Raw genomic sequence first — 19433 nt, 5'->3', positions numbered from 1 at the left:
CCGGCATCTACGACCTCACCCTCCTCAACAAGGTCCTCAAGGCCGCCGGCAAGCCCGAGGTCTCCGACGCCGGACTCGGCGCCAAGTAAGCCCGCAAGCCCTTCCGTTCCCAGGAGGTGACGACCATGGCCACCACATTCGCCAAGGCTGCCGAAGGCACCGCCCACACGGCGGCGCACGCCGCCCGCATCGAGCACGTCTCGAAGTCGTTCCCCGGCCCGGCCGGACAGCAGCTCGTCCTCGACGACATCAGCCTCGATGTCGCGCGCGGCGAGTTCGTCACCATCCTGGGTGCCTCGGGATGCGGCAAGTCCACGCTGCTCAACCTGGTGGCGGGCCTGGACCGGCCGTCCCAGGGGTCCATCGAGACCCCCGGCGGCCGCCCGGCGCTGATGTTCCAGGAGCACGCCCTCTTCCCGTGGCTGACCGCGGGCAAGAACATCGAGCTGGCCCTGCGGCTGCGCGGGGTCGCCAAGGCCGAGCGCCGCGGGGAGGCCGAGCGCCTGCTGGAGCTGGTCCGCCTCGGCGGCGCGTACGGCAAGCGCGTGCACGAGCTGTCCGGCGGCATGCGCCAGCGCGTCGCGCTGGCCCGCGCGCTGGCCCAGGACAGCGAACTGCTGCTGATGGACGAGCCGTTCGCGGCCCTGGACGCCATCACCCGCGACGTGCTGCACGGCGAGCTCACCCGCATCTGGGAGGAGACCAACGTCTCCGTCCTGTTCGTCACGCACAACGTCCGCGAGGCGGTCCGGCTCGCGCAGCGCGTGGTGCTGCTGTCCTCGCGGCCCGGCCGCGTGGCGAAGGAATGGACCGTGGGCATCCCGCAGCCGCGCCGCATCGAGGACGCGGCCGTCGCGGAGCTGTCCGTCGAGATCACTGAACACCTGCGTGGGGAGATCCGCCGCCATGGCCAGCACTGAGACCACCGAGAAGGCCGCGGCCAAGGCGGACGACCTGGCCGGCCTGGAAGCCGGCCTGGACGCCCTCGACGCCGTCGAGACCCACCGCGCGCCCGTGCGCGAGGTGCTGGTCAAGAAGGTCCTGCCGCCGCTCCTCGCCGTCACCCTGGTCCTGGTCGTGTGGCAGGTCCTGGTGTCGGCGAAGGTCACCGACGAGACCAAGCTGCCCGCGCCGTCCGCGGTCTGGGACAGCCTGTCCGAACTGTGGCTCCAGGGCACCCTGCTGGAGGTCATCTGGACCTCCGTCTCCCGGGGTCTGCTGGGCTTCCTGCTCGCGCTGGCCATCGGCACCCCCCTCGGCCTGCTGGTCGCCCGGGTCAAGGCCGTCCGCGCGGCGATCGGCCCGATCCTGTCCGGCCTGCAGTCCCTGCCGTCGGTGGCCTGGGTGCCGCCGGCCGTCCTCTGGTTCGGCCTCAACGACGCGATGATGTACACCGTCATCCTGCTGGGTGCCGTCCCGTCCATCGCCAACGGCCTGGTCTCCGGCGTGGACCAGGTGCCGCCGCTGTTCCTGCGGGCCGGCCGCACCCTGGGCGCCACCGGCTTCAAGGGCGTCTGGCACGTGGTGATGCCGGCCGCGCTGCCGGGCTACCTGGCGGGCCTGAAGCAGGGCTGGGCCTTCTCCTGGCGCTCGCTGATGGCCGCCGAGATCATCGCCTCCTCGCCCGACCTGGGCCTCGGCCTCGGCCAGCTGCTGGAGAACGGCCGCAACAACATCGACCTCCCGGGCGTGTTCCTGGCCATCCTGCTCATCCTCGTCGTCGGCATCGCCATCGACCTGCTGATCTTCAGCCCGGCCGAGCGGTACGTGCTGCGCAGCCGCGGCCTGCTGGTGAAGTGAGCCCGCCGTGTACGACGTCTCCATCCTGCCCACCACGTCCGGCGCGGTCCGCCCGGCGCCCGGGCCGGCTCTCGGTCCGGCCGGCGGTCCGGCGGTCGATCCGGCCCGCGGTCCGGCGGTCGATCCGGCCCGCGGTCCGGCCGGCGGTCCGGCCCGCGGCCCGGCCGGCGGTCCGGCCCGCGGCACGGCGGTGCCCGGCCCTGCCGGCGGCCCGGCGCTGCTGGTCATAGCCCACGGCAGCCGCGACCCGCGGCACGCGGCGACCGTGCACGCCCTCACCGGGCTCGTGCGGGAGCTGCGGCCCGGGCTGCGGGTGGAGACGGCGTACCTGGACTTCAACGCGCCGTCCGTCCCCGGGGTGCTCGCCGCGCTGCACGCCTCGGGGGTGCGGGAGGTCGTCGCCCTCCCGCTCCTGCTCACCCGCGCCTTCCACGCGAAGGCCGACATCCCGGCGGTGCTGGCGGAGGCCACGTCCCGGCTGCCGGGACTGGAGGTCCGGGTGGCGGACGTCCTGGGCCCCGACCCCCTGCTGCACGCCGCGCTCGAACGGCGGCTGTGGGAGGCGGGCCTCTCTCCGGCGGACCGCGCGACGACGGGCGTCGTCCTCGCGTCCGCCGGTTCCTCAGACCCGGAGGCGATCGCAGCGATCGCTGAAACCGCGCGGGAGTGGCGGCTCACCGGTTGGTGCGCCGTGCGGCCTGCGTTCGCCTCCGCGGCCCTGCCGACCACGGCAGAGGCCGTACGGGCGCTCCGCGCCGAGGGCGTCCGGCGCGTCGTCGTCGCCCCGTACGTGATCGCTCCCGGCAGGCTGCCGGACCGCATCGCGGCGGGCGCCGCCGGAGCGGACCTCCTGGCACCCGTCCTGGGTGCCGCCCCGGAGCTGGCGGCGCTGGTCCTCGCCCGTCACGACGCGTGTGCCGCCGTGGCCCCGGCCGCCCTCTCCGCCTGACCGGTCCGGTGCCGGGTGCGGGCCGTTGCCGGTCCCGTGCCAGGTGCGGGTCCCATGCCGGTCCCGTGCCAGGTGCGGGTCCCATGCCGGTCCCGTGCCAGGTGCGGGTCCCATGCCGGTCCCGTGCCAGGTGCGGTGCCGTGCAGGATGGGTGCCGTGCAGGATGCGGTGCTGGCCGTCTGCCGGGTGCGGGCCGTTGCCCTGCGGGGCTTTCTCCCCGCCCCGCCCCTTCTCCGTTTCCCGGGCTTCGCCCGGACGCTTTCGGGGGCTCCGCCCCCGGACCCCCGCTCCTCAAACGCCGGAGGGGCTGGATGTGCCGGCGGCACGGGATATGCCTGCAGCGCGGATGTGCTGGTGGCGCGGGATGTGCCTGCGGCGCGGGATGTTCCGGCGGGGGCTGGGTTCGCGCAGCGAAATCCAGCCTCGCCGGCATTTGAGGCACGGGGTCCGGGCGGAGCCCCGGTTTCGCTCCAGCCTCGCCGGCGTTTGAGGCGCGGGGTCCGGGCGGAGCACCGGTTTCGCTCCAGCCTCGCCTTCGCTCCAGCCTCGCCGGCGTTTGAGGCGCGGGGTCCGGGGCGGAGCCCCGGTTTCGGGAAGGGGCGGGGTGGGGAACCGGCTCCGCGCAGCGGCAACGGCCCGCACCACCACGGCCCCGCACCCGGCACGGAACCCGCGCCCCCGGCAACGAACGGCACCCGGAACAAGACCGGCGCCCCCGGCACGCAACGGCACCCGGCACGGGACCCGCGCCCCCGGCAACGCACCGCACCGCACCGCACCCGGCACGGGACCGGCACGGGACCGGCACGGGACCGGCTAGCGCCGCGTCACCGCCTCGTCGGCCAGCACGGTCAGGTCCCCGATGGACATCGCACCCGGCGGGAGCCCCTCGCGCGCGAAGATGTTCGCCGCGTGCCGCAGCGTGTCGTTGACCGGCGTCGGCACCCCGTGCAGCCGGCCCAGCAGCGAGATCTCGCCGTTGAGGTAGTCGGCCTCCACCGTGCCCGTGCCCCGCCTCAGGCTCTGCCAGGACGACCCGCCCCGCACCCCCGGCGGCGGCACGATCTTCCCGTCCCGCGCGGCGGACTGCTCCGCGTCGCTCACGACCTGGATGCGGGCCGCGGCGAAGACGGCCCGGGCCTCCGCCACCGCGCGCGCGGCCAGCAGCGCCTTGGCCGGGTGCGGCTCGGGCCCGGTGGTGGCCTGGATCGCGTTGGCGACGTTGTGCAGCAGCTTGCCGTACTTCCAGCGCATCACGTCCTCGACCACCGGCGCCTCGAAACCGGCCTTCGCCAGGTCCTCCGCGATCCGGCCGGCCGTCACGTCCGTCCCGGACGGGTAGCGGCCCACGTGGAGCATGCCGGTGAGCGGCGCGCACAGCGCCTCCACCGCGCCCGGTTCCAGGAAGGACGACGGCAGCCACACGCACACCCCGTACACCCGGTCGAAGCGGCGCAGTGCCAGCCGCTCGGCCTCGACGCCGTTCTGCGTGCACACCACCGGCAGGCGCTGCGCGGCCGTGCCGCCGCCGGCGACCTCGGCGGCCGCCCAGGTGTCGAGCGCGGCCACCGCGTCCTGCGTCTTCACCGCCAGCACGAGCACGTCGTCCGGCCGCAGCTCCCCGAGGTCGGCCGGCCCCTCGGCCACGGGGAGCCGGTGCACCCGCGTGCCGTCGGCGGTGGTCAGCCGCAGGCCGTTCGCCCGCAGGGCCGCCGCGTGCGGGCCGCGCGCCACGAGCACGCTCTCGGTCCCGCTCTCCGCGAGCCGTCCGCCGATGGTGGCGCCGATCGCGCCCGCTCCGATGATGATGTAGCGCATGTTCCGAGCCTGGCACACGGAGGGCGCCGGGTTACGGTCGGGGCATGGTCGAAACGACGTACTCCATCGGTGGCGACTTCACCGTCCGACGGCTGGGTTTCGGTACGGGCGGGCTGGTCGGCCCCGGCTACTGGGGCCCGCGCGGCGAGCGGGCGGCGGCCCGCGCACTGCTGCACACCGCGCTCGACCGCGGCGTGAACCTGATCGACACGGCGGACAACTACGGTCCGGACCTGGCCGAGGAGCTGATCGCGGAGGCCCTCCACCCGTACCCGGACGACCTCTTGGTCGCGACGAAGGGCGGGGTGGTGCGCACCGGCCCGGACACCTGGCACGTGGCGGGCCGGCCCGAACAGCTGCGGGCGATGTGCGAGGCGAGCCTGCGGCGGCTGCGGACGGACCGGATCGGCCTGTACCAGCTGCACCGGCTGGACCCGGCCGTGCCGATGGCCGAACAGCTGGGCGCGCTGCTGGAGTTGCGGGCGGAGGGCAAGATCCGGCACATCGGCCTGGACACGGTCACCGCCGAGCAGCTGGAGGAGGCGCTGAAGTACGTCCCGGTGGCCTCGGTGCAGAACCGGTACAACCTGCTCGACCGTTCCTCGGAGGCGGTGCTGGAGCTGTGCGGGGAGCGGGGGATCGCCTTCCTGCCGTGGTTCCCGCTGGGCAACGGGGCGCTGACCCGGCGGGGTGCGGCGGCGCTGTCGACGGTGGCGGCGGAGCACGGGGCGAGCACCGGGCAGATCGCGCTGGCCTGGCTGCTGCACCGGTCGCCCGTGCTGTGCCCGACGCCGGGGACCGGCTCCGCGGAGCACCTGGCGGAGAACCTGGACGCGGGGACGGTACGGCTCTCGGCGCGCGAGACGGAGCTGCTGGAGGCCCTGGTCTGAGCGGAGGGCAGCCCGGCAGGCCCGCCGGCCCGGCGACTCGTCAGCCGCCGGCCCGTCAGCCGTCCACCATCTCCAGGAGCTTGAGGACGGTGTTCCAGTTGCGGGTGGTGACGTCGAGGCCCTTGAGCCGCGAGGGGCGCAGCACGGTCTCGGCCAGCTTGGAGCGGCCGAGGCCGTCCGGGGTGTGGAGGTAGATCACCCGGTCGCCGAGGGCGTACTCCTCGGGCAGCAGGGCACCGGCGTCGATGTCGGCGAAGCGTGCCGGGTCGGGGTCGCCGGAGAGCAGGGTGGCGTGCAGCTGCCTGCCCTCCAGTTCCGCGGCGGGGAACGGGCAGGCGTCGGCGACGGCCCGCAGGCGGGCCCCGTCGAGGACCAGGCAGGGCACCGCGAAGCCGAACTCGGCCTCGATGGCCTCCTCCAGGCCCCGCCGCACGGCCTCGGGGTCGGCCAGGGTGCTGTCGAAGACGGCGTTGCCGCTCTGCACGTAGGTACGGACCCCGGTGTGGCCGAGTTCCTCGATGAGGGTGCGCAGCCGCGCCATGGGCACCTTCTTGGCGCCGCCCACGTTGATGCCGCGCAGCAGGGCCACGTACGTCGTCATGCCCGCACTCTAGCGAGCCGGCGCGGTGCGAGACTTGTCCGGTTCGGCGGCGGTCATGGCGAAGGGGTACCCGGATGGACGAGGCGCGGGCCAGGGAGGTCCTCGGAGCGGCCGGCTTCGGCGAGGGCGCGGAGCTGCTCGCGCTCGGCGAGAACGCGGTCTTCGGTGCCGGGGACCTGGTGGTCCGGGTGGGCCGCGACCCGGGGCTGCTGCCGCGCGCCGAGCGGGAGCTGGCCGTCGCCGCGTGGCTGGCGGCCGCCGGGGTGCCGGCGGTACGGCCGGCCGAGCCGGCGGCGCGGCTGGTGGACGGCCATCCGGTGACCGTCTGGCACCGGCTGCCGGCGGCGGTGCGCCCGGCCGGCCCGGCGGACCTGGCGGCCCTGCTGCGCCGGGTGCACACCCTGCCCGCCCCGGACTTCACGCTGCCGGGCCGGGACCTGCTGGGCGGGGTGGAGCGGTGGCTGCGGCTGGCGGGCGACGCGGTCGACCCGGCGGACGCCGCGTTCCTGCGGGAGCGGCGGGACGCCTTCGCGGCGGAGGCCGCCGCCCTGGTGCCGCACCTGCCGCGGGGCCCGATCCACGGCGACGCCCTGCCGCGCAACGTCCACGTGGGCCCGGACGGCCCGGTCCTGGTGGACCTGGAGACCTTCTCCCTGGACCTGCGCGAGCACGACCTGGTGGTGATGGCCCTGTCCCGCGACCGGTACGGGCTGGCGCCCGAGGCGTACGAGGCGTTCTGCGCGGCGTACGGCTGGGACGTGCGCGACTGGCCCGGCTGCGCGGTGCTGCGGGGCGCTCGCGAGACGGCGAGCTGCGCGTGGGTGGCCCAGCACGCCCCCGCCAACCCGGCCGCCCTGGCGGAGTTCCGCCGCCGCGTCACCTCCCTCCGCGAGGCCGACCCGCAGCTCCGCTGGCACCCCTTCTGACCGGCGGGCCGGGCCCGGCCACCAGACGAGGGCGCCGCCGCCGACCGCCTTGGCCCGGTGTGCGGCGGCGACGATGTCGGCGAGCCGCGCCGCCGCGTAGCCGGGTCGTGGCCGCCCTCCCGGGCCGGCCGGGTGAGGTGCGGGCGCAGGGCCTCGCACTCCGCGAGGAAGTCGTCGGCCTCCGCCGGCTCGACGTGGAGGTCGCCGCGGTCGAGGCGCGGGAGGAACCGCGCCCCGAGGGCCCGTGTCCCGGCGGCCCCTACAGCCGCGTCCGCGTGCTCTCGTACCCGGCCGGGGTCCGGCCGTGCGCGGGGTCCTCCAGGAGGTCGTGGCCGCCGTCGGCGTCGAGGACGAAGGTGTGCGCCGGCAGGCTCACGGGCGCCGGTCCTCCCGGCCTACGCCGGTACCGCGGCCCGGAGGGGCCAGGTGCCGTCGACCACGGCGTCCGGGGTGCCCTGGCGGCGGAGGTAGGCCTGGAAGTTGGCGGCCCAGGAGGCGTGCCAGGTGATCTGGCGGGCGTGCAGGCTCTCGGGCGGGAGTTCCGCCACTCCCGGGTGGCGGGCGGCTATCGCGCGGGCCACCTCCACCGCGGCCAGGGCGTCGGCCGACGCGTCGTGCGCGCCGTCCAGCGTGACGCCGTAGACCGCGCAGACCGCCTCCAGCGTGCGCTTGCCCGGGCGGTAGCGGTCCACGGCGCGGTCGATGGTCAGCGGGTCCACGACGGGGCCGGTCGGGTCCCCGCCCAGCCGGTCCGCGAGGGACGGCAGGCCGTGCCGGGCCAGCTCGGCGGTCAGCAGCGTCAGGTCGAAGGCCGCGTTGTACGCGACCACCACCGCGCCCCGCCGCCACAGGTCCACCAGCACGTCCGCGACCTCGTCGGCCACCTCGCGCGCCGGGCGCCCCTCGGCCGCGGCCCGCTCGGTGCTGATGCCGTGGATGGCCGAGGCCTGCTCGGGGATCGGTATCCCCGGGTCCGCCAGCCAGCCCCGCCGGCGCGTGACCGTGCCGTCCGTCACCTCGACCACCGCGGCCGTCACGATCCGCGCGTGCTGCGGATCCGTACCCGTCGTCTCCAGGTCGAATCCGGCCAGAACTCCCCCGTGCCAGGTCATCGTCCCCCCTCACTCATCGTGGCTCCACCCTGCCACGGGCCTCTGACACCGCCGACGAGGGGGCCCGGGGGACGAGCCGGGGGGACGAGGCGCGGGCGGGCGGCCCCGGCGGGCCGCGCGCTCAGGAGACCGGCCGGGAGTCCTGCCAGACCGACTCGAACTCCTCGCGGTACGTGGGGAACAGCCCGTGCTCCGCGTCCCGCGGCACCCCGCCCCGGGCGCCGCCGCGCAGCACCAGCACCGGCGCCTCCATGCCCCGGGCCCGCCGCAGGTAGGACTGGACGACCGCTATCCCGCCGGTGCCGCCCTCCCCGTCGACCAGGTAGGCGGTGAAGCGCGGGGTCTCGTCGAAGACGTGGATGGCGAAGTTCGAGGGGTCGCCGAGCCGCGCCCGCACCCGGCGGACGTGCAGGATGTTCATCTCGACGGAGCGGCTCAGCTCGCCCTTGCGCAGGCCCAGCTCCCGCTCACGCCGCTTGACCGCGCTGCTCGCGGGGTTCAGGAAGAGCAGCCGCACCCGGCAGCCCGCCTCCGCGAGCCGCACCAGCCGCCGGCCGGAGTAGTTCTGCACCAGCAGGTTCAGGCCTATCCCGATCGCGTCCAGCCGGCGCGCCCCGCCGAACAGGTCCTCCGCCGGCAGCTGGCGCTGGAGGCGTACCCGGTCGGGGTGGACGGAGACCACGTCCGCGTACCGGTCGCCGACCAGGTCCTCCACGGCGTCGATCGGCAGCCGGTCCGCGGAGGGGCTGCCCGCGCCGCCGCCGAGCACCTCCAGGAGCCGGGCGGAGGCGCGCTCGGCCTGGGACAGCACCGCCTGGGACAGCGCCCGGTTGCGGGAGACGACGTTCCGCGTGACCTCCAGCTCGTCGAGCGCCAGCTCGACCTCGCGCCGGTCGTCGAAGTACGGCTCGAAGCAGGGCCAGTGCTGCACCATCAGCTCGCGCAGCTGCGGGAGCGTCAGGAAGCTCAGCACGTTGTCGTCGGCCGGGTCCAGCAGGTACCCCTTGCGGCGGCTGACCTCGCGGACGGCCACCGCCCGGTGCACCCACTCCTGCCCGGCGGGCCCGGCCGCGGCGACGACCCAGTCGTCCTCGCCGTGGACGGGCTCGTAGATCGGGCGCAGCACGGCCCCGACGACCGCCCGCAGCCGCTGCTCGATCAGGTTGAGCCAGATGTAGGCCCGGCCCGCGCGCTGGGCGCGGGTCCGGACCTCGCCCCAGGCCTCGGCACTCCAGTCCAGTTCGGCCCCGGTCCCCGGCCCCGGTCCGGCCTCGGCCGGCCGGGCCAGGGAGACCGCGGCGGACGGCACGCCTCCGGGGTCGTCCGTGGGGCCGCCCTCGTGACCCGCGTCACCAGGGGGAAGCTCCAGCCCTCCCGAGCTCACCCGTGCACCGCCTTCTGCTTCCGCAAGCCGCTCCAACGATCAAGGAAGGGTACTCCCCGAGCGGCGGGCGGTGCAGCCGGATGGCCCCGGACCTTTCCCAACTCTCCTACTGGGGGCGTCCGTTCTGTCCGGTCAGGGCGGACGGAGTGAGCGGATTCATAGCGGTCACGTCACGGGGGCTGAGCTGGAAGCCCTGCCAGTGGACGGGCATCGGCTGCTGGTCCTCGTCGCGGGCGACGTGGTGGAAGCCGATGTTGACCCACGCGATGGGGTTCTTCAGCGTCTCGCCGTTGACCCAGGTGTCCACGCTCTTGCCGGCGCCGGGGCCGCAGTTGCGGATGTTGTGGGTCGCGAACTGCTCGCAGGCCTTGTACTCGGTGAAGTAGACGTCGTGGCGGGTGTACGGCCGTCCGGGGTACTTCGCGGTCGCGCCCGGCACGATCTCGTAGGAGCGGGCGTGCCCGTCCTTGTTCTTGCCGGTGGCGCTGACCATCCGCCACCAGCGCATGGCCTTGGCGTCGCCGGCGAGCTCCTTGGTGACCTGCTTGCGGGTGGTGCGGGTCTTGGGCGTGCTGCCGTCGGCGCTCGGGGTGACCTCGGAGTCGTACTGCTCGACCTTGCCGCCCGGGGTGCCGTCGAGGGCGAAGTTCAGCCGCCAGAAGATGTTGTGGCTGTGGCTGGTGGCGTACGCCTTGGCGCCCTCCCCGATGGGCCAGCCGCGGCCGTCGCCGGCGTCGTAGTCGGCCGGGGAGAGGCTGCCGGTGGCGCCGACGTTGGCGCTGATCATGCCGTCGTCCTGGAAGCGCCACTCGGTGATGTACTCGTACCAGCCGACCTTGTTGACGGTGTAGACGAGCAGGTCCTTGCTCTGCGCCTGCCAGATCTGGCCGGGGGTGTCGCCGGCCATGCGGTACGCGTGCCCGCGGGCCCGGGTCGTGGCGCACAGGCCCTTCACGTCGGTCTGGGACTGGTCCCAGGAGTTGACGACCTTGACGGTCTTGATGCTGCCGCCGGGGCACTCGTCCGGGGCCATCTCCTGGAGGCCGCCGCCGAAGCCGGCGCCGGTGAGGTCGTCGTACTCGGCCTTGCCGTCGTCGTACGGGACGTGGATCTGGCCGAGCTTGGCGGAGGTCAGCACCATGATCGGGTTCGGCTCGCCCTTGGGCTGGTACGAGATCTGGTCCAGGACGAGGCCCGCCTCGCTCTCGTACCGCCAGCACATCCGCCAGGTGGTGCCGCCGGTGAGCGTCTGTTCGATGCGGTAGGCCTCGCTGCAGTCGGGCGTCGCGGCGGCCCTGGCCGCGGGGGCCTTCGGGTTCGCGGGGGCCTTCGGGGCCGCTGCGGCGGGGGCGGCGGCCGCGGTCGCGCCGCCGAGGAGGGCCGAGACGGCCAGGGCCACCGCGGCGCGCCGGCGGGCGCGGTGGGCTCGGTTCACGTGCATGGTGTGGAACTCCTGTGGCAGGAAAGAGCTGAAGGGCGGGTACGTCTCACCGGGGCTGGTCCACCGGGAGGCGGGATCCGTCACGAGAACGCGGAAGGCCCGGGGTCACCCGGGACGGCGGGCCGGAGTCCGGCCGGTGGAGCGAAGGGGTCTCAGAGCTTGTGGACGGTGCGCGCGCTGAGGTCGACGACGAGGGACCGCACGTCGATCCAGGGACCGTTCTTCACCTTCAGGAACAGCCGGACGCAGCGGTGCCTGCCGCACTCCCGGAGCTCCTTCGGTCCCGGGTTCTCCGCGTTGACGCGGTAGATCAGGGCGTTCTGGAGGGCGAGCTGCTCCGGCTTGGTCAGCGCCTTGCCGGTGGCGTCCCGGTAGTCCTTGCGCAGTCCGTCGCCCGCGGGGGCGGCGATCATCAGCCGGGTGGCCTCGACGGCCTCCTCGCGGGCCAGCGGCGGCTGGGCCTCGCGCTGGTTCTCGGTGGACTCGACCTTCCCCGTGTCGAGGTTGACCGTGTACGTGGTCAGCGTGTCGGTCTTGTAGTCGTACGAACTGAGCTGGGCGCGGCGCGGCGCCCCCTTGCGTCCGACGTCCTCGGGGCGGGTCTCGGCCAGGTCGGCGGTGAGCCACTGCGGGCCCCGGCCGCCCCGGGCGTCCTCGCTCTGCTGCCCCGCCTTCCCGGCCGCGAGCGTGCGCAGCCGCGCGAGCTCGCCGTCGGTCAGCGGGTCGCGGCCGACGCCCTTCGCCCCCTCGCGCGCGGGCGCCTCGACGGTGCCCGGCCGGGCCCCGGGCTGCAGGCCGCCGTCCTTGCCGGACTCCCCCGCGGCCCCTGCCCCCACGGCGTTCCGCCCGCCCTCGGCGGTGTCCGCGGCCCCCGCCGCGCCCGGCAGGGTGATGCCGATCATCACGGCCGTCCCGGTGACCGCGACGGCCGCTCCCGCCACGAGCTTCCCCAGATGGCGGCGTACTGTTATGGGCACATTTCCCCCTTACATGCATACCTGGTATGCGTGGTCACCCGGTAGGACGGTCACAAGTCCCCGCGGGTTGCCCTGGTTTCGGGGAAGATCTGGCAGGGGCCATCCGGTCGCCGGATCAGAGTGGAAGAGTCGCATTGATGCAGGTCTGGCCAGGACAGGCGTATCCCCTGGGCGCGACGTACGACGGCGCCGGGACCAACTTCGCGGTGTACTCGGAGGCCGCCAGACGCATCGAGCTGTGCCTGCTGCACGACGACGGCTCGGAGACCGCGGTGGAGCTGCGCGAGACGGACGCCTTCGTCCGCCACGCCTACCTGCCCGGGATCATGCCGGGGCAGCGGTACGGCTTCCGGGTGCACGGCCCGTACGAGCCCGAGCGCGGACAGCGCTGCAACCCCTCGAAGCTGCTGCTGGACCCGTACGCGCGGGCCATCAGCGGCCGGATCGACTGGAACGAGGCGGTGTACGGCTACCACTTCGGCAAGCCGGACTCCCGCAACGACCTCGACTCCGCCCCGCACACCATGAGCTCGGTGGTGGTCAACCCCTACTTCGACTGGGGAAACGACCGGCCGCCGCGCATCGACTACCACCACACGGTGCTCTACGAGGCCCACGTGAAGGGCCTCACGATGCGCCACCCGGAGCTGCCGGACGAGCTGCGGGGCACGTACGCGGCGCTGGCGCACCCGGCCGTCATCGGGCACCTGACCAAGCTGGGCGTGACCGCACTGGAGCTGATGCCGGTCCACCAGTCCGTCAACGACCACCGGCTGGTCGACGACGGGCTGAGCAACTACTGGGGCTACAACACCATCGGCTTCTTCGCCCCGCACAACGCGTACGCCTCCTGGGGCGACCGCGGGCAGCAGGTGCTGGAGTTCAAATCGGCGGTGCGGGCCCTGCACGAGGCGGGCATCGAGGTGATCCTCGACGTGGTCTACAACCACACCGCCGAGGGCAACCACCTCGGGCCGACGCTGTCCTTCCGGGGGCTCGACAACGCCTCGTACTACCGTCTGACCGGCGACGCCCGCTACTACATGGACACCACGGGGACCGGGAACTCGCTGCTGATGCGGTCCCCGCACGTGCTCCAGCTGATCATGGACTCGCTGCGGTACTGGGTGACCGAGATGCACGTGGACGGCTTCCGCTTCGACCTGGCGGCCACCCTGGCCCGCCAGTTCCACGAGGTGGACCGGCTGTCCTCGTTCTTCGACCTGGTGCAGCAGGACCCGGTGGTGAGCCAGGTGAAGCTGATCGCCGAGCCCTGGGACCTGGGCGAGGGCGGCTACCAGGTGGGGAACTTCCCGCCGCTGTGGACCGAGTGGAACGGCAAGTACCGCGACACCGTGCGGGACCTGTGGCGCGGGCAGCCGCGCACCCTCGCCGAGTTCGCGGGGCGGCTCACCGGCTCCTCCGACCTGTACCAGGACGACGGGCGGCGCCCGCTGGCCTCGATCAACTTCCACACCTGCCACGACGGCTTCACGCTGCACGACCTGGTCGCGTACAACGACAAGCACAACGAGGCCAACCGCGAGGGCAACCGGGACGGGGAGGCGTACAACCGGTCCTGGAACTGCGGGGTGGAGGGTCCGACCGAGGATCCGGTGGTGCTGGAGCTGCGCGCCCGCCAGATGCGGAACTTCACCGCCACCCTGATGCTCTCGCAGGGCGTGCCGATGCTCAGCCACGGAGACGAGTTCGCGCGCTCCCAGGGCGGCAACAACAACACGTACTGCCAGGACAACGAGGTGTCCTGGGTGGCCTGGCCCGAGCCGGGCAAGCCGGCCCCGGGGCTGCTGGAGTTCACCCGGGCCATGGTGCGGCTGCGGCGCGAGCACCCGGTGTTCCGGCGGCGCCGGTTCTTCCACGGCCGCCCGGTGGAGGGCACGCACGACGAGCTGTCGGACATCGCGTGGTTCACGCCGGAGGGCGAGCAGATGAAGGCCCGGGACTGGCAGTCCCAGCACGCGCGGGCGATGGGGGTCTTCCTCAACGGGGAGGCGATCTCGGAGCCGGGCCCGCGCGGCGAGCGGATCACCGACGACTCGTTCCTGCTGCTGTTCAACGCGAGCCCCGACGAGCTGGAGTTCACCCTGCCGGCCGGGCACGGGGCCGAGTGGTGGCTCATCGTCGACACGGCCCGCGAGGACGTGATGTCACCCGGTACCGGCCCCAGCCTGGCGGCCGGCGACCGGGTGACGCTGACGGGACGGTCCCTCGCCGTGCTTCAGCGGCCGGCGTAGTCGGGGGCGGTGGCGGCGGAGTCCGGGCGGCGGGTCCGGGCCGGGACGAAGGCCCTGCCCCGCCCCGTGCCCGCGCCCGGCGCCGGCATCCGGGTGAAGAGCGCGAGGCCCAGGCAGCAGGCCGCCGCGGCGACGGCCACCGCGAAGGCACCGGTGGGCCCGTACCGCTCCGCCAGCCGGCCCGACAGGGCCAGCGCCAGCGCCTGTCCGGCGACCAGGGAGCTGGCGGCGAAGGCCATCGCCTCGGCGAGCCGGGAGGCGCGCACGTGACGCTCGGTCAGCGCGAACGCGGTGATCAGGTGGGGTGCGTACGCGGCGCCGAGCACGGTCACGACCACGTACAGCCCGGCCAGCGATCCCGTGAACAGCAGCGGCACGGACAGCCCCAGCGCGGCTGCGGTGGCCAGGCGCCACCGCAGCCGCAGGCCGAAGCGCGCGGGTACGGCGCCCAGCGCGAGCCCGACGAACGCGCTCACCACGCCCATCGCCGCGTACACCAGCCCGGCCTGCCCCGGCACGCCGAGGCGGGCGGTGAGCGCCGCGATCCCGGCCTGGCAGGCGCCGAACATCGCGCCCTGGAGGAAGAGCGAGCCCCGCAGGGCGTACACGAGGCCGGGCGGGCGTCCGGTGCCGCGGGCCCGCCGTACCCCGTCCCCGCGGGTCCCGGCCGTGACGGCGGCGGTCGGGTGCAGGGCGAAGGCGGTGCCGAAGACGGCGACCAGGGCGGCGGCCCCGCCGAGGGCGACGGCCGGGTGGGCGACGAGCGCGGCCAGCCCCACCAGGGCCGGGCCGATGACGAAGGAGACCTCGTCCAGGGTGCCTTCCAGGGAGTGCACGGCCCCCACCACGGGCGAGCCGGCCCCGGCGCGGTGCGCGAGGGCCACCGACCGGGTGCGGGCCAGCGGCCCGACGAGCGGTACGGACGCGCCGGTGAGGGCCCCGACCGCCGCGAGCGGGACGGTGGCGAGGTCCGTCAGGGCGCCGGCGACGAGGGCGGCGGTGGCCACGGCGTTCACGCCGGCCGCCGCGAGCACCACCGGCCGCTGGCCGTACCGGTCCGCGAGGCGGCCGAGCAGCGGCCCGCAGACCACCTGTCCGGCGGAGAGCGTGCCGCCGACCACGCCCGCCGTGGCGAGCGAGCCGCTGGTCTCCGCGACCAGCAGCACGCTGCCGAACTGGGACATGGCGACGGGCAGCCTGGCGAGGAACGAGACGAAGGGGAGGAGGGGCCCGGTCAGGGCGATGACTTTTCGGTAGGTGTCGATGGTTCCAACCACCTACCGACGGTAACCGAGCGCAGTCACCCGGATGCACTGGGCAATGGCACGGAATCGCGAAGGGTGGGTACGTACGTTCTCATGACCCAGCAGTACCCGAGCCGCGCTGCGGCACCCACGTCCACCTACCGGCTGCAACTCCAGCCGGAGTTCCCCTTCGACGCGGCCCGCGCCGCCGTACCGTACCTCGCCTCGCTGGGCGTTTCCCACCTGCACCTGTCTCCCGTGCTGGAGGCGGTGCCCGGGTCGGCCCACGGCTACGACGTGGTGGACCACACGCGGGTGCGGGAGGAGCTCGGCGGGGAGGCGGGGCTGCGCGCGCTGTCGCACGCCGCACGGCGGCACGGCATGGGGCTGGTCCTGGACATCGTGCCGAACCACATGGCCGTGCCGGCCCCGGCCCGCCTGAACCGGCCCCTGTGGGAGGTGCTGAGGGAGGGTCAGGAGTCCCCGTATGCACGCTGGTTCGACATCGACTGGGAGGCCGGCGGGGGCCGGCTGCTGCTGCCGGTGCTCGGCGACGACCTGGGCCGCGACGCGCTGGAGGTGTCGGAGGGGGTGCTGCGGTACGGGCCGCACGCCTTCCCCCTGCGCGCGGGCACGGCGGGGCTGCCGCTGCCCGAGCTGCTGGCGGCCCAGTGGTACCGGCTCGGCTGGTGGCGGCTGGCCCGCACCGACCTCAACTACCGCCGGTTCTTCACCATTTCGGAGCTGATCGGGGTGCGGGTGGAGGACCCGGTGGTGTTCCGGGCCACCCACGACAAGGTGCTGGAGCTGGTGCGCGACGGGGTGGCCCAGGGGCTGCGCATCGACCACCCCGACGGGCTGGCGGACCCCGAGGCGTACCTGCGGCGGCTGGCGGACGAGACCGGGGACCGGGCGTGGACCGTGGTCGAGAAGATCCTGGCCCGCACGGAACGGCTGCCGGCCCGCTGGCCGGTGGCGGGCACCACCGGGTACGACGCGCTGTACCGGCTGGACGGGCTGCTGACGGATCCCGCGGGCGCGGCCGGACTGGCGGAGCTGTACGCCGAGTTCACCGGGCTCGCCGGGGCGGAGGGCGGTGCGTGGACGGCCACGGCCCGGCAGTCGGTGCGGGAGCTGCTGCGGCACGACCTGGTGGCCGAGGTGGAGACGCTGGTGCGGATGGCCGTCCGGGGCCGCGCGGCGGACGCGGGGGCCGTCCGGGAGGCCGTGCGCGAGCTGCTGGCGGCGGTGCCGGTGTACCGGCCGTACCCGCGGGACGGGGGCGCGGCGGTGGTGCCGGAGCCGGGGGCGCTGCGCGGCGATCCGGGGGCCCTGGCGCTCGTACGGGAGCTGGCCCTGGGCGGGGACCCGGCCTTCGAGGCGCGCTTCGCCCAGACCTCGGCGGCGCTGCGGGCCAAGTCGCTGGAGGACCGGGCGTTCTACCGGTACGCGCCGCTGCTGTCGGCCACCGAGGTGGGCGGGGACCCGGGGCGGCCGGCGGTGCCGGTCGGGGAGTTCCACGCGTACGCCGCCGGGCTCGCCCGGGACTGGCCGGACACGGGGACGGTGCTCTCCACGCACGACACGAAGCGCAGCGGCGACGTACGGGCCCGGATCGCGGTGCTCTCGCAGTGCCCCGGGCGGTGGCGGGAGGTACTGGGGCGGCTGCCGGCGGGGCCGGACCGGCAGGTGGCGTGGGTGGCCGCGCAGACGGTCTTCGGCCTCGGCGGGCGGGAGCCGGAGCGGGTGGCGCGGGCGCTGGGCAAGGCGGTGAAGGAGGCGGCGCTGCGGACCAGTTGGACCGATCCGGACCCGGAGTACGAGGCCGCGGTCGAGGAGTGGGCGGCCGGCGCGGACCTCTCGCCGGTGCTGGACCTGGCCGCCGAGCTCGCCCCGCACGCCCGGGCGAACGTCCTCTCCGCGACACTGCTGCACCTCACGATGCCGGGCGTCCCGGAGGTCTACCAGGGCTGCGAGACGGACTACCGGGCCCTGGTCGACCCGGACAACCGGGCCGCCTTCGCCCCGCCGGGCGGCACGCTCCCGCCCCCGGCCGGCCCGCCCGGCGGGGACGAGAAGCTCGCGCTCACCCGCGCCGCGCTGCTGCTGCGCAGGGCGCGGCCCGCCGCCTTCGGCGCGGACGGGGGCTACGAGCCGCTCGCCGCGCGGGGGCCGGCCGCCGGGCACTGCGTGGCGTTCTGCCGGGGCGGCGAGGCGGTGACGGTGGCCACCCGTCTCTCGCTCCGCCTCGCGGAAGCGGGCGGCTGGCGGGACACCGAGGTCCGGCTCCCGCCGGGCCGCTGGGCTCCCGTGTTCCCCTCGCCCGGACACCCGTTCTCCGGCGGCTGGCTCCCGCTGGCCGACCTCCTCGCCGGGGCTCCGGCGACGCTGCTGGCACGGGACGCCTGAGCGGGGGGATGCCGCCCGTGTTCCCGGGGAGGGGCGGGCCATGCCCCGGACCCACCCTCCTCCCGTTCACCCGGAGCCCCCGGACCCCGGAGGGCTCCGCCCCGTACGGCTGCCTCCCGTGCACGAAGCCGTCGGGGGGACGCCTTCCACGGGGCGCCAGGGAGCAGCGGCGTCAGTGGGCTCTGCCAGGGTGTGCCCCGTGGAGGAACTGGTGGAGCGTGTCGACGATCAGGATCGCGCGCTGGGGGTGCTGGTCGGCCGCCGGCAGGCCGTCCCCCACCTTCCGCACCGCGCAGTCCTGACCTTGCCCGCCTCCGCTCGCACCCCCGGCCACCCGCCGGAACACCGTCGCCGGCACGTCCTCCCCGAGCCGGCTACCCTCCCGGCGCAGCGACGAGCTTCGGGCCACCGCCCGGCCCCGCCGGCGCTTGGGGCGGGGGGCCGGGCGGAGTTCGGGGGCGGGGTCCGGGGCGCAGCCCCGGTGAACGGGAGAAGGGCGGGGTGGGGTCCGCCCCGCAGGGCCGGGACCCGCACCCGGGGCAGGCCCCTGCCGGCGGACGCCCGGCGGCGCCCGGGCCGGCGGGAAGGCCGGGCGGCGTCAGGCCGGGCCGCGTCAGGCCGGGCCGCGTCAGGCCGGGCGGCGGCCAGGTCGTTCCGGGGGGCGGAGGTCAGGCCAGGGCCTGGTCCAGGAGGGACGTGGCCGCGTCCACCGCGGCGGTCAGGGAGTCCGGGGTCGGGTTCGGCGGGAGGGCGGTCAGGACGGTGTCGATGCCGCGCAGGCCCGCCCGTGCCAGCAGCCGCTTCTCGTTCGTCACCCACTCGCCGCGCGCCGCCAGCACCGCGTGGGCGCCCTGGCAGGCGGCCGTGGCGATCGCCCCGGCCGTCTCGGTGGTCCCGCCCCGCGCGGCGAAGGCCGCCCGCGCGTAGCCGAGGGTGGCCCGCGCGTCGCCCGCCCAGCGCTCGGCCGCGCTGCGCCGCAGCGCCTCCGGGTACTCGGGCTTCGGCAGTTCCCCGCGCAGCGCCCGGTTCACGGCCAGCTCGGCCACCACGAGGTACGTGGGGATGCCGGCCAGGTGGAACATCAGCCGCTCCACCTCGAACCGCCCCTCGCGCGCCTCGGCGAGGTGGTGCTCGACCTCGTCGAGGTCCCGGTAGTGGACGTCGATGCGCCGGCCGTCCACCTCCAGCCAGGCGCCGCCGTTGAACACGCCGCCGCCCCAGCCGCCGAGTTCGGACACGTGGCCGGGCCAGCCGAGCGCCCGTACGTCCTCGGGCGAGAAGTCGCCGCGGTAGTAGACGGCGAAGTCCCAGTCGCTGTCCGGGCCGTGCGTGCCGGAGGCGCGGGAGCCGCCCAGGGCCACCGCGGCCACGCCGGGGATCCCGGCGAGCCGTCCGGCCACGTGGTCGGGGAACGACTCGTCGTCGTGGAGGTGCGCGGAAGCGGTGTTCGTGATCATGGCCGGAGCCTAGCCCGGCGGCGTGGAGACCGCACCGGCGTTCGGGGACCACCGGTACCGGGCAGCACCCCCGTCCCGCACCGCGGAGGGCCGCGCCAGCGGGTCCGGGAGCACCGGCCGGGACCTCCGGCCCGGCCCCGCCGGCCACCGGCCCCAATTCGGTACCGGGA

At 75.2% G+C, this 19433-nt stretch carries 15 protein-coding genes; 7 read left to right on the top strand and 8 right to left on the bottom strand.

Annotated elements, in window-relative coordinates:
- Positions 1-125: 125 nt before the first annotated feature.
- From ACIQUQ_RS29170 to ACIQUQ_RS29160, 3 genes are all read left to right on the top strand, one after another.
- The gene (locus ACIQUQ_RS29170; RefSeq protein WP_403981726.1) at positions 126-920 is read left to right on the top strand and encodes an ABC transporter ATP-binding protein; all 795 of its coding nucleotides are present in this window, start codon (positions 126-128) and stop codon (positions 918-920) included.
- On the top strand, positions 907-1800 hold the full coding sequence (locus ACIQUQ_RS29165; RefSeq protein WP_403981723.1) for an ABC transporter permease: 894 nt from the start codon (positions 907-909) through the stop codon (positions 1798-1800). The genes ACIQUQ_RS29170 and ACIQUQ_RS29165 overlap by 14 nt, the downstream gene beginning before the upstream one ends.
- 190 nt (positions 1801-1990) lie before the next feature.
- Positions 1991-2749 carry a sirohydrochlorin chelatase gene (locus ACIQUQ_RS29160; protein ID WP_403981738.1) on the top strand — a complete coding sequence of 253 codons (759 nt, stop codon included), beginning with the start codon at positions 1991-1993 and terminating at the stop codon, positions 2747-2749.
- Between the two features lie 816 nt (positions 2750-3565).
- Here the strand turns inward: ACIQUQ_RS29160 and ACIQUQ_RS29155 are convergent.
- Positions 3566-4567, bottom strand: a complete 1002-nt coding sequence (locus ACIQUQ_RS29155) for a ketopantoate reductase family protein (RefSeq protein WP_403981720.1) — start codon at positions 4565-4567, stop codon at positions 3566-3568.
- Positions 4568-4611: 44 nt separating this feature from the next.
- Here ACIQUQ_RS29155 and ACIQUQ_RS29150 point away from each other — a divergent pair, with 44 nt between their 5' ends.
- The gene (locus ACIQUQ_RS29150) at positions 4612-5457 is read left to right on the top strand and encodes an aldo/keto reductase (RefSeq protein ID WP_403981718.1); all 846 of its coding nucleotides are present in this window, start codon (positions 4612-4614) and stop codon (positions 5455-5457) included.
- 55 nt (positions 5458-5512) lie between these two features.
- Here ACIQUQ_RS29150 and ACIQUQ_RS29145 read toward each other — a convergent pair whose 3' ends face one another.
- Positions 5513-6058: a DUF1697 domain-containing protein gene (locus ACIQUQ_RS29145; RefSeq protein WP_403981716.1), complete on the bottom strand. Its 546-nt coding sequence runs from the start codon at positions 6056-6058 to the stop codon at positions 5513-5515.
- Positions 6059-6132: 74 nt separating this feature from the next.
- On the opposite strand from ACIQUQ_RS29145, the gene ACIQUQ_RS29140 reads away from it, so the two are divergent.
- A complete protein-coding gene (locus ACIQUQ_RS29140) occupies positions 6133-6984 on the top strand; it encodes a phosphotransferase enzyme family protein (RefSeq protein ID WP_403981713.1) in 852 nt (283 codons plus the stop codon).
- Positions 6985-7379: 395 nt separating this feature from the next.
- Here the strand turns inward: ACIQUQ_RS29140 and ACIQUQ_RS29135 are convergent, their stop codons facing one another.
- From ACIQUQ_RS29135 to ACIQUQ_RS29120, 4 genes are all read right to left on the bottom strand, one after another.
- Positions 7380-8096 carry a 3'-5' exonuclease gene (locus ACIQUQ_RS29135; RefSeq protein WP_403981711.1) on the bottom strand — a complete coding sequence of 239 codons (717 nt, stop codon included), beginning with the start codon at positions 8094-8096 and terminating at the stop codon, positions 7380-7382.
- Between the two features lie 121 nt (positions 8097-8217).
- Positions 8218-9480, bottom strand: a complete 1263-nt coding sequence (locus ACIQUQ_RS29130; protein ID WP_403981708.1) for an SAV2148 family HEPN domain-containing protein — start codon at positions 9478-9480, stop codon at positions 8218-8220.
- Between the two features lie 106 nt (positions 9481-9586).
- A complete protein-coding gene (locus ACIQUQ_RS29125; protein WP_403981706.1) occupies positions 9587-10921 on the bottom strand; it encodes a copper amine oxidase in 1335 nt (444 codons plus the stop codon).
- 152 nt (positions 10922-11073) lie between these two features.
- On the bottom strand, positions 11074-11898 hold the full coding sequence (locus ACIQUQ_RS29120; RefSeq protein ID WP_403981704.1) for a Tat pathway signal sequence domain protein: 825 nt from the start codon (positions 11896-11898) through the stop codon (positions 11074-11076).
- A gap of 137 nt (positions 11899-12035) precedes the next feature.
- Between ACIQUQ_RS29120 and glgX the strand changes: the two genes are divergently transcribed.
- The gene (gene glgX / locus ACIQUQ_RS29115; RefSeq protein ID WP_403981702.1) at positions 12036-14153 is read left to right on the top strand and encodes a glycogen debranching protein GlgX; all 2118 of its coding nucleotides are present in this window, start codon (positions 12036-12038) and stop codon (positions 14151-14153) included.
- Here the strand turns inward: glgX and ACIQUQ_RS29110 are convergent.
- Positions 14138-15430, bottom strand: coding sequence for an MFS transporter (locus ACIQUQ_RS29110; protein WP_403981700.1), 1293 nt, complete (start codon positions 15428-15430; stop codon positions 14138-14140). The genes glgX and ACIQUQ_RS29110 overlap by 16 nt on opposite strands.
- A gap of 81 nt (positions 15431-15511) precedes the next feature.
- On the opposite strand from ACIQUQ_RS29110, the gene treY reads away from it, so the two are divergent.
- Positions 15512-17806 (top strand): malto-oligosyltrehalose synthase, encoded by a 2295-nt coding sequence (gene treY, locus ACIQUQ_RS29105; RefSeq protein WP_403981698.1) that lies wholly within the window; start codon positions 15512-15514, stop codon positions 17804-17806.
- Positions 17807-18474: 668 nt separating this feature from the next.
- Here treY and ACIQUQ_RS29100 read toward each other — a convergent pair.
- Complete coding sequence (locus ACIQUQ_RS29100) at positions 18475-19263, bottom strand: nucleotidyltransferase domain-containing protein (protein WP_403981695.1); 789 nt, start codon at positions 19261-19263, stop codon at positions 18475-18477.
- Between the last annotated feature and the right edge of the window lie 170 nt (positions 19264-19433).

The sequence above is a fragment of the Streptomyces sp. NPDC101118 genome (genome assembly GCF_044759445.1).
GTDB lineage: Bacteria > Actinomycetota > Actinomycetes > Streptomycetales > Streptomycetaceae > Streptomyces.
The sequence above is the reverse complement of the archived record's forward strand: the minus strand, read 5'-3'. Positions and strand labels throughout refer to the sequence as shown.

Bases quoted from the DNA above. Each gene is read 5' to 3' on its own strand.
- ACIQUQ_RS29170 (WP_403981726.1), top strand. From the start codon at position 126: ATGGCCACCACATTCGCCAAGGCTGCCGAAGGCACCGCCCACACGGCG.
- ACIQUQ_RS29165 (WP_403981723.1), top strand. From the start codon at position 907: ATGGCCAGCACTGAGACCACCGAGAAGGCCGCGGCCAAGGCGGACGAC.
- ACIQUQ_RS29155 (WP_403981720.1), bottom strand. From the start codon at position 4,567: ATGCGCTACATCATCATCGGAGCGGGCGCGATCGGCGCCACCATCGGC.
- ACIQUQ_RS29150 (WP_403981718.1), top strand. From the start codon at position 4,612: ATGGTCGAAACGACGTACTCCATCGGTGGCGACTTCACCGTCCGACGG.
- ACIQUQ_RS29145 (WP_403981716.1), bottom strand. From the start codon at position 6,058: ATGACGACGTACGTGGCCCTGCTGCGCGGCATCAACGTGGGCGGCGCC.
- ACIQUQ_RS29140 (WP_403981713.1), top strand. From the start codon at position 6,133: ATGGACGAGGCGCGGGCCAGGGAGGTCCTCGGAGCGGCCGGCTTCGGC.
- ACIQUQ_RS29135 (WP_403981711.1), bottom strand. From the start codon at position 8,096: ATGACCTGGCACGGGGGAGTTCTGGCCGGATTCGACCTGGAGACGACG.
- ACIQUQ_RS29125 (WP_403981706.1), bottom strand. From the start codon at position 10,921: ATGCACGTGAACCGAGCCCACCGCGCCCGCCGGCGCGCCGCGGTGGCC.
- glgX (WP_403981702.1), top strand. From the start codon at position 12,036: ATGCAGGTCTGGCCAGGACAGGCGTATCCCCTGGGCGCGACGTACGAC.
- treY (WP_403981698.1), top strand. From the start codon at position 15,512: ATGACCCAGCAGTACCCGAGCCGCGCTGCGGCACCCACGTCCACCTAC.
- ACIQUQ_RS29100 (WP_403981695.1), bottom strand. From the start codon at position 19,263: ATGATCACGAACACCGCTTCCGCGCACCTCCACGACGACGAGTCGTTC.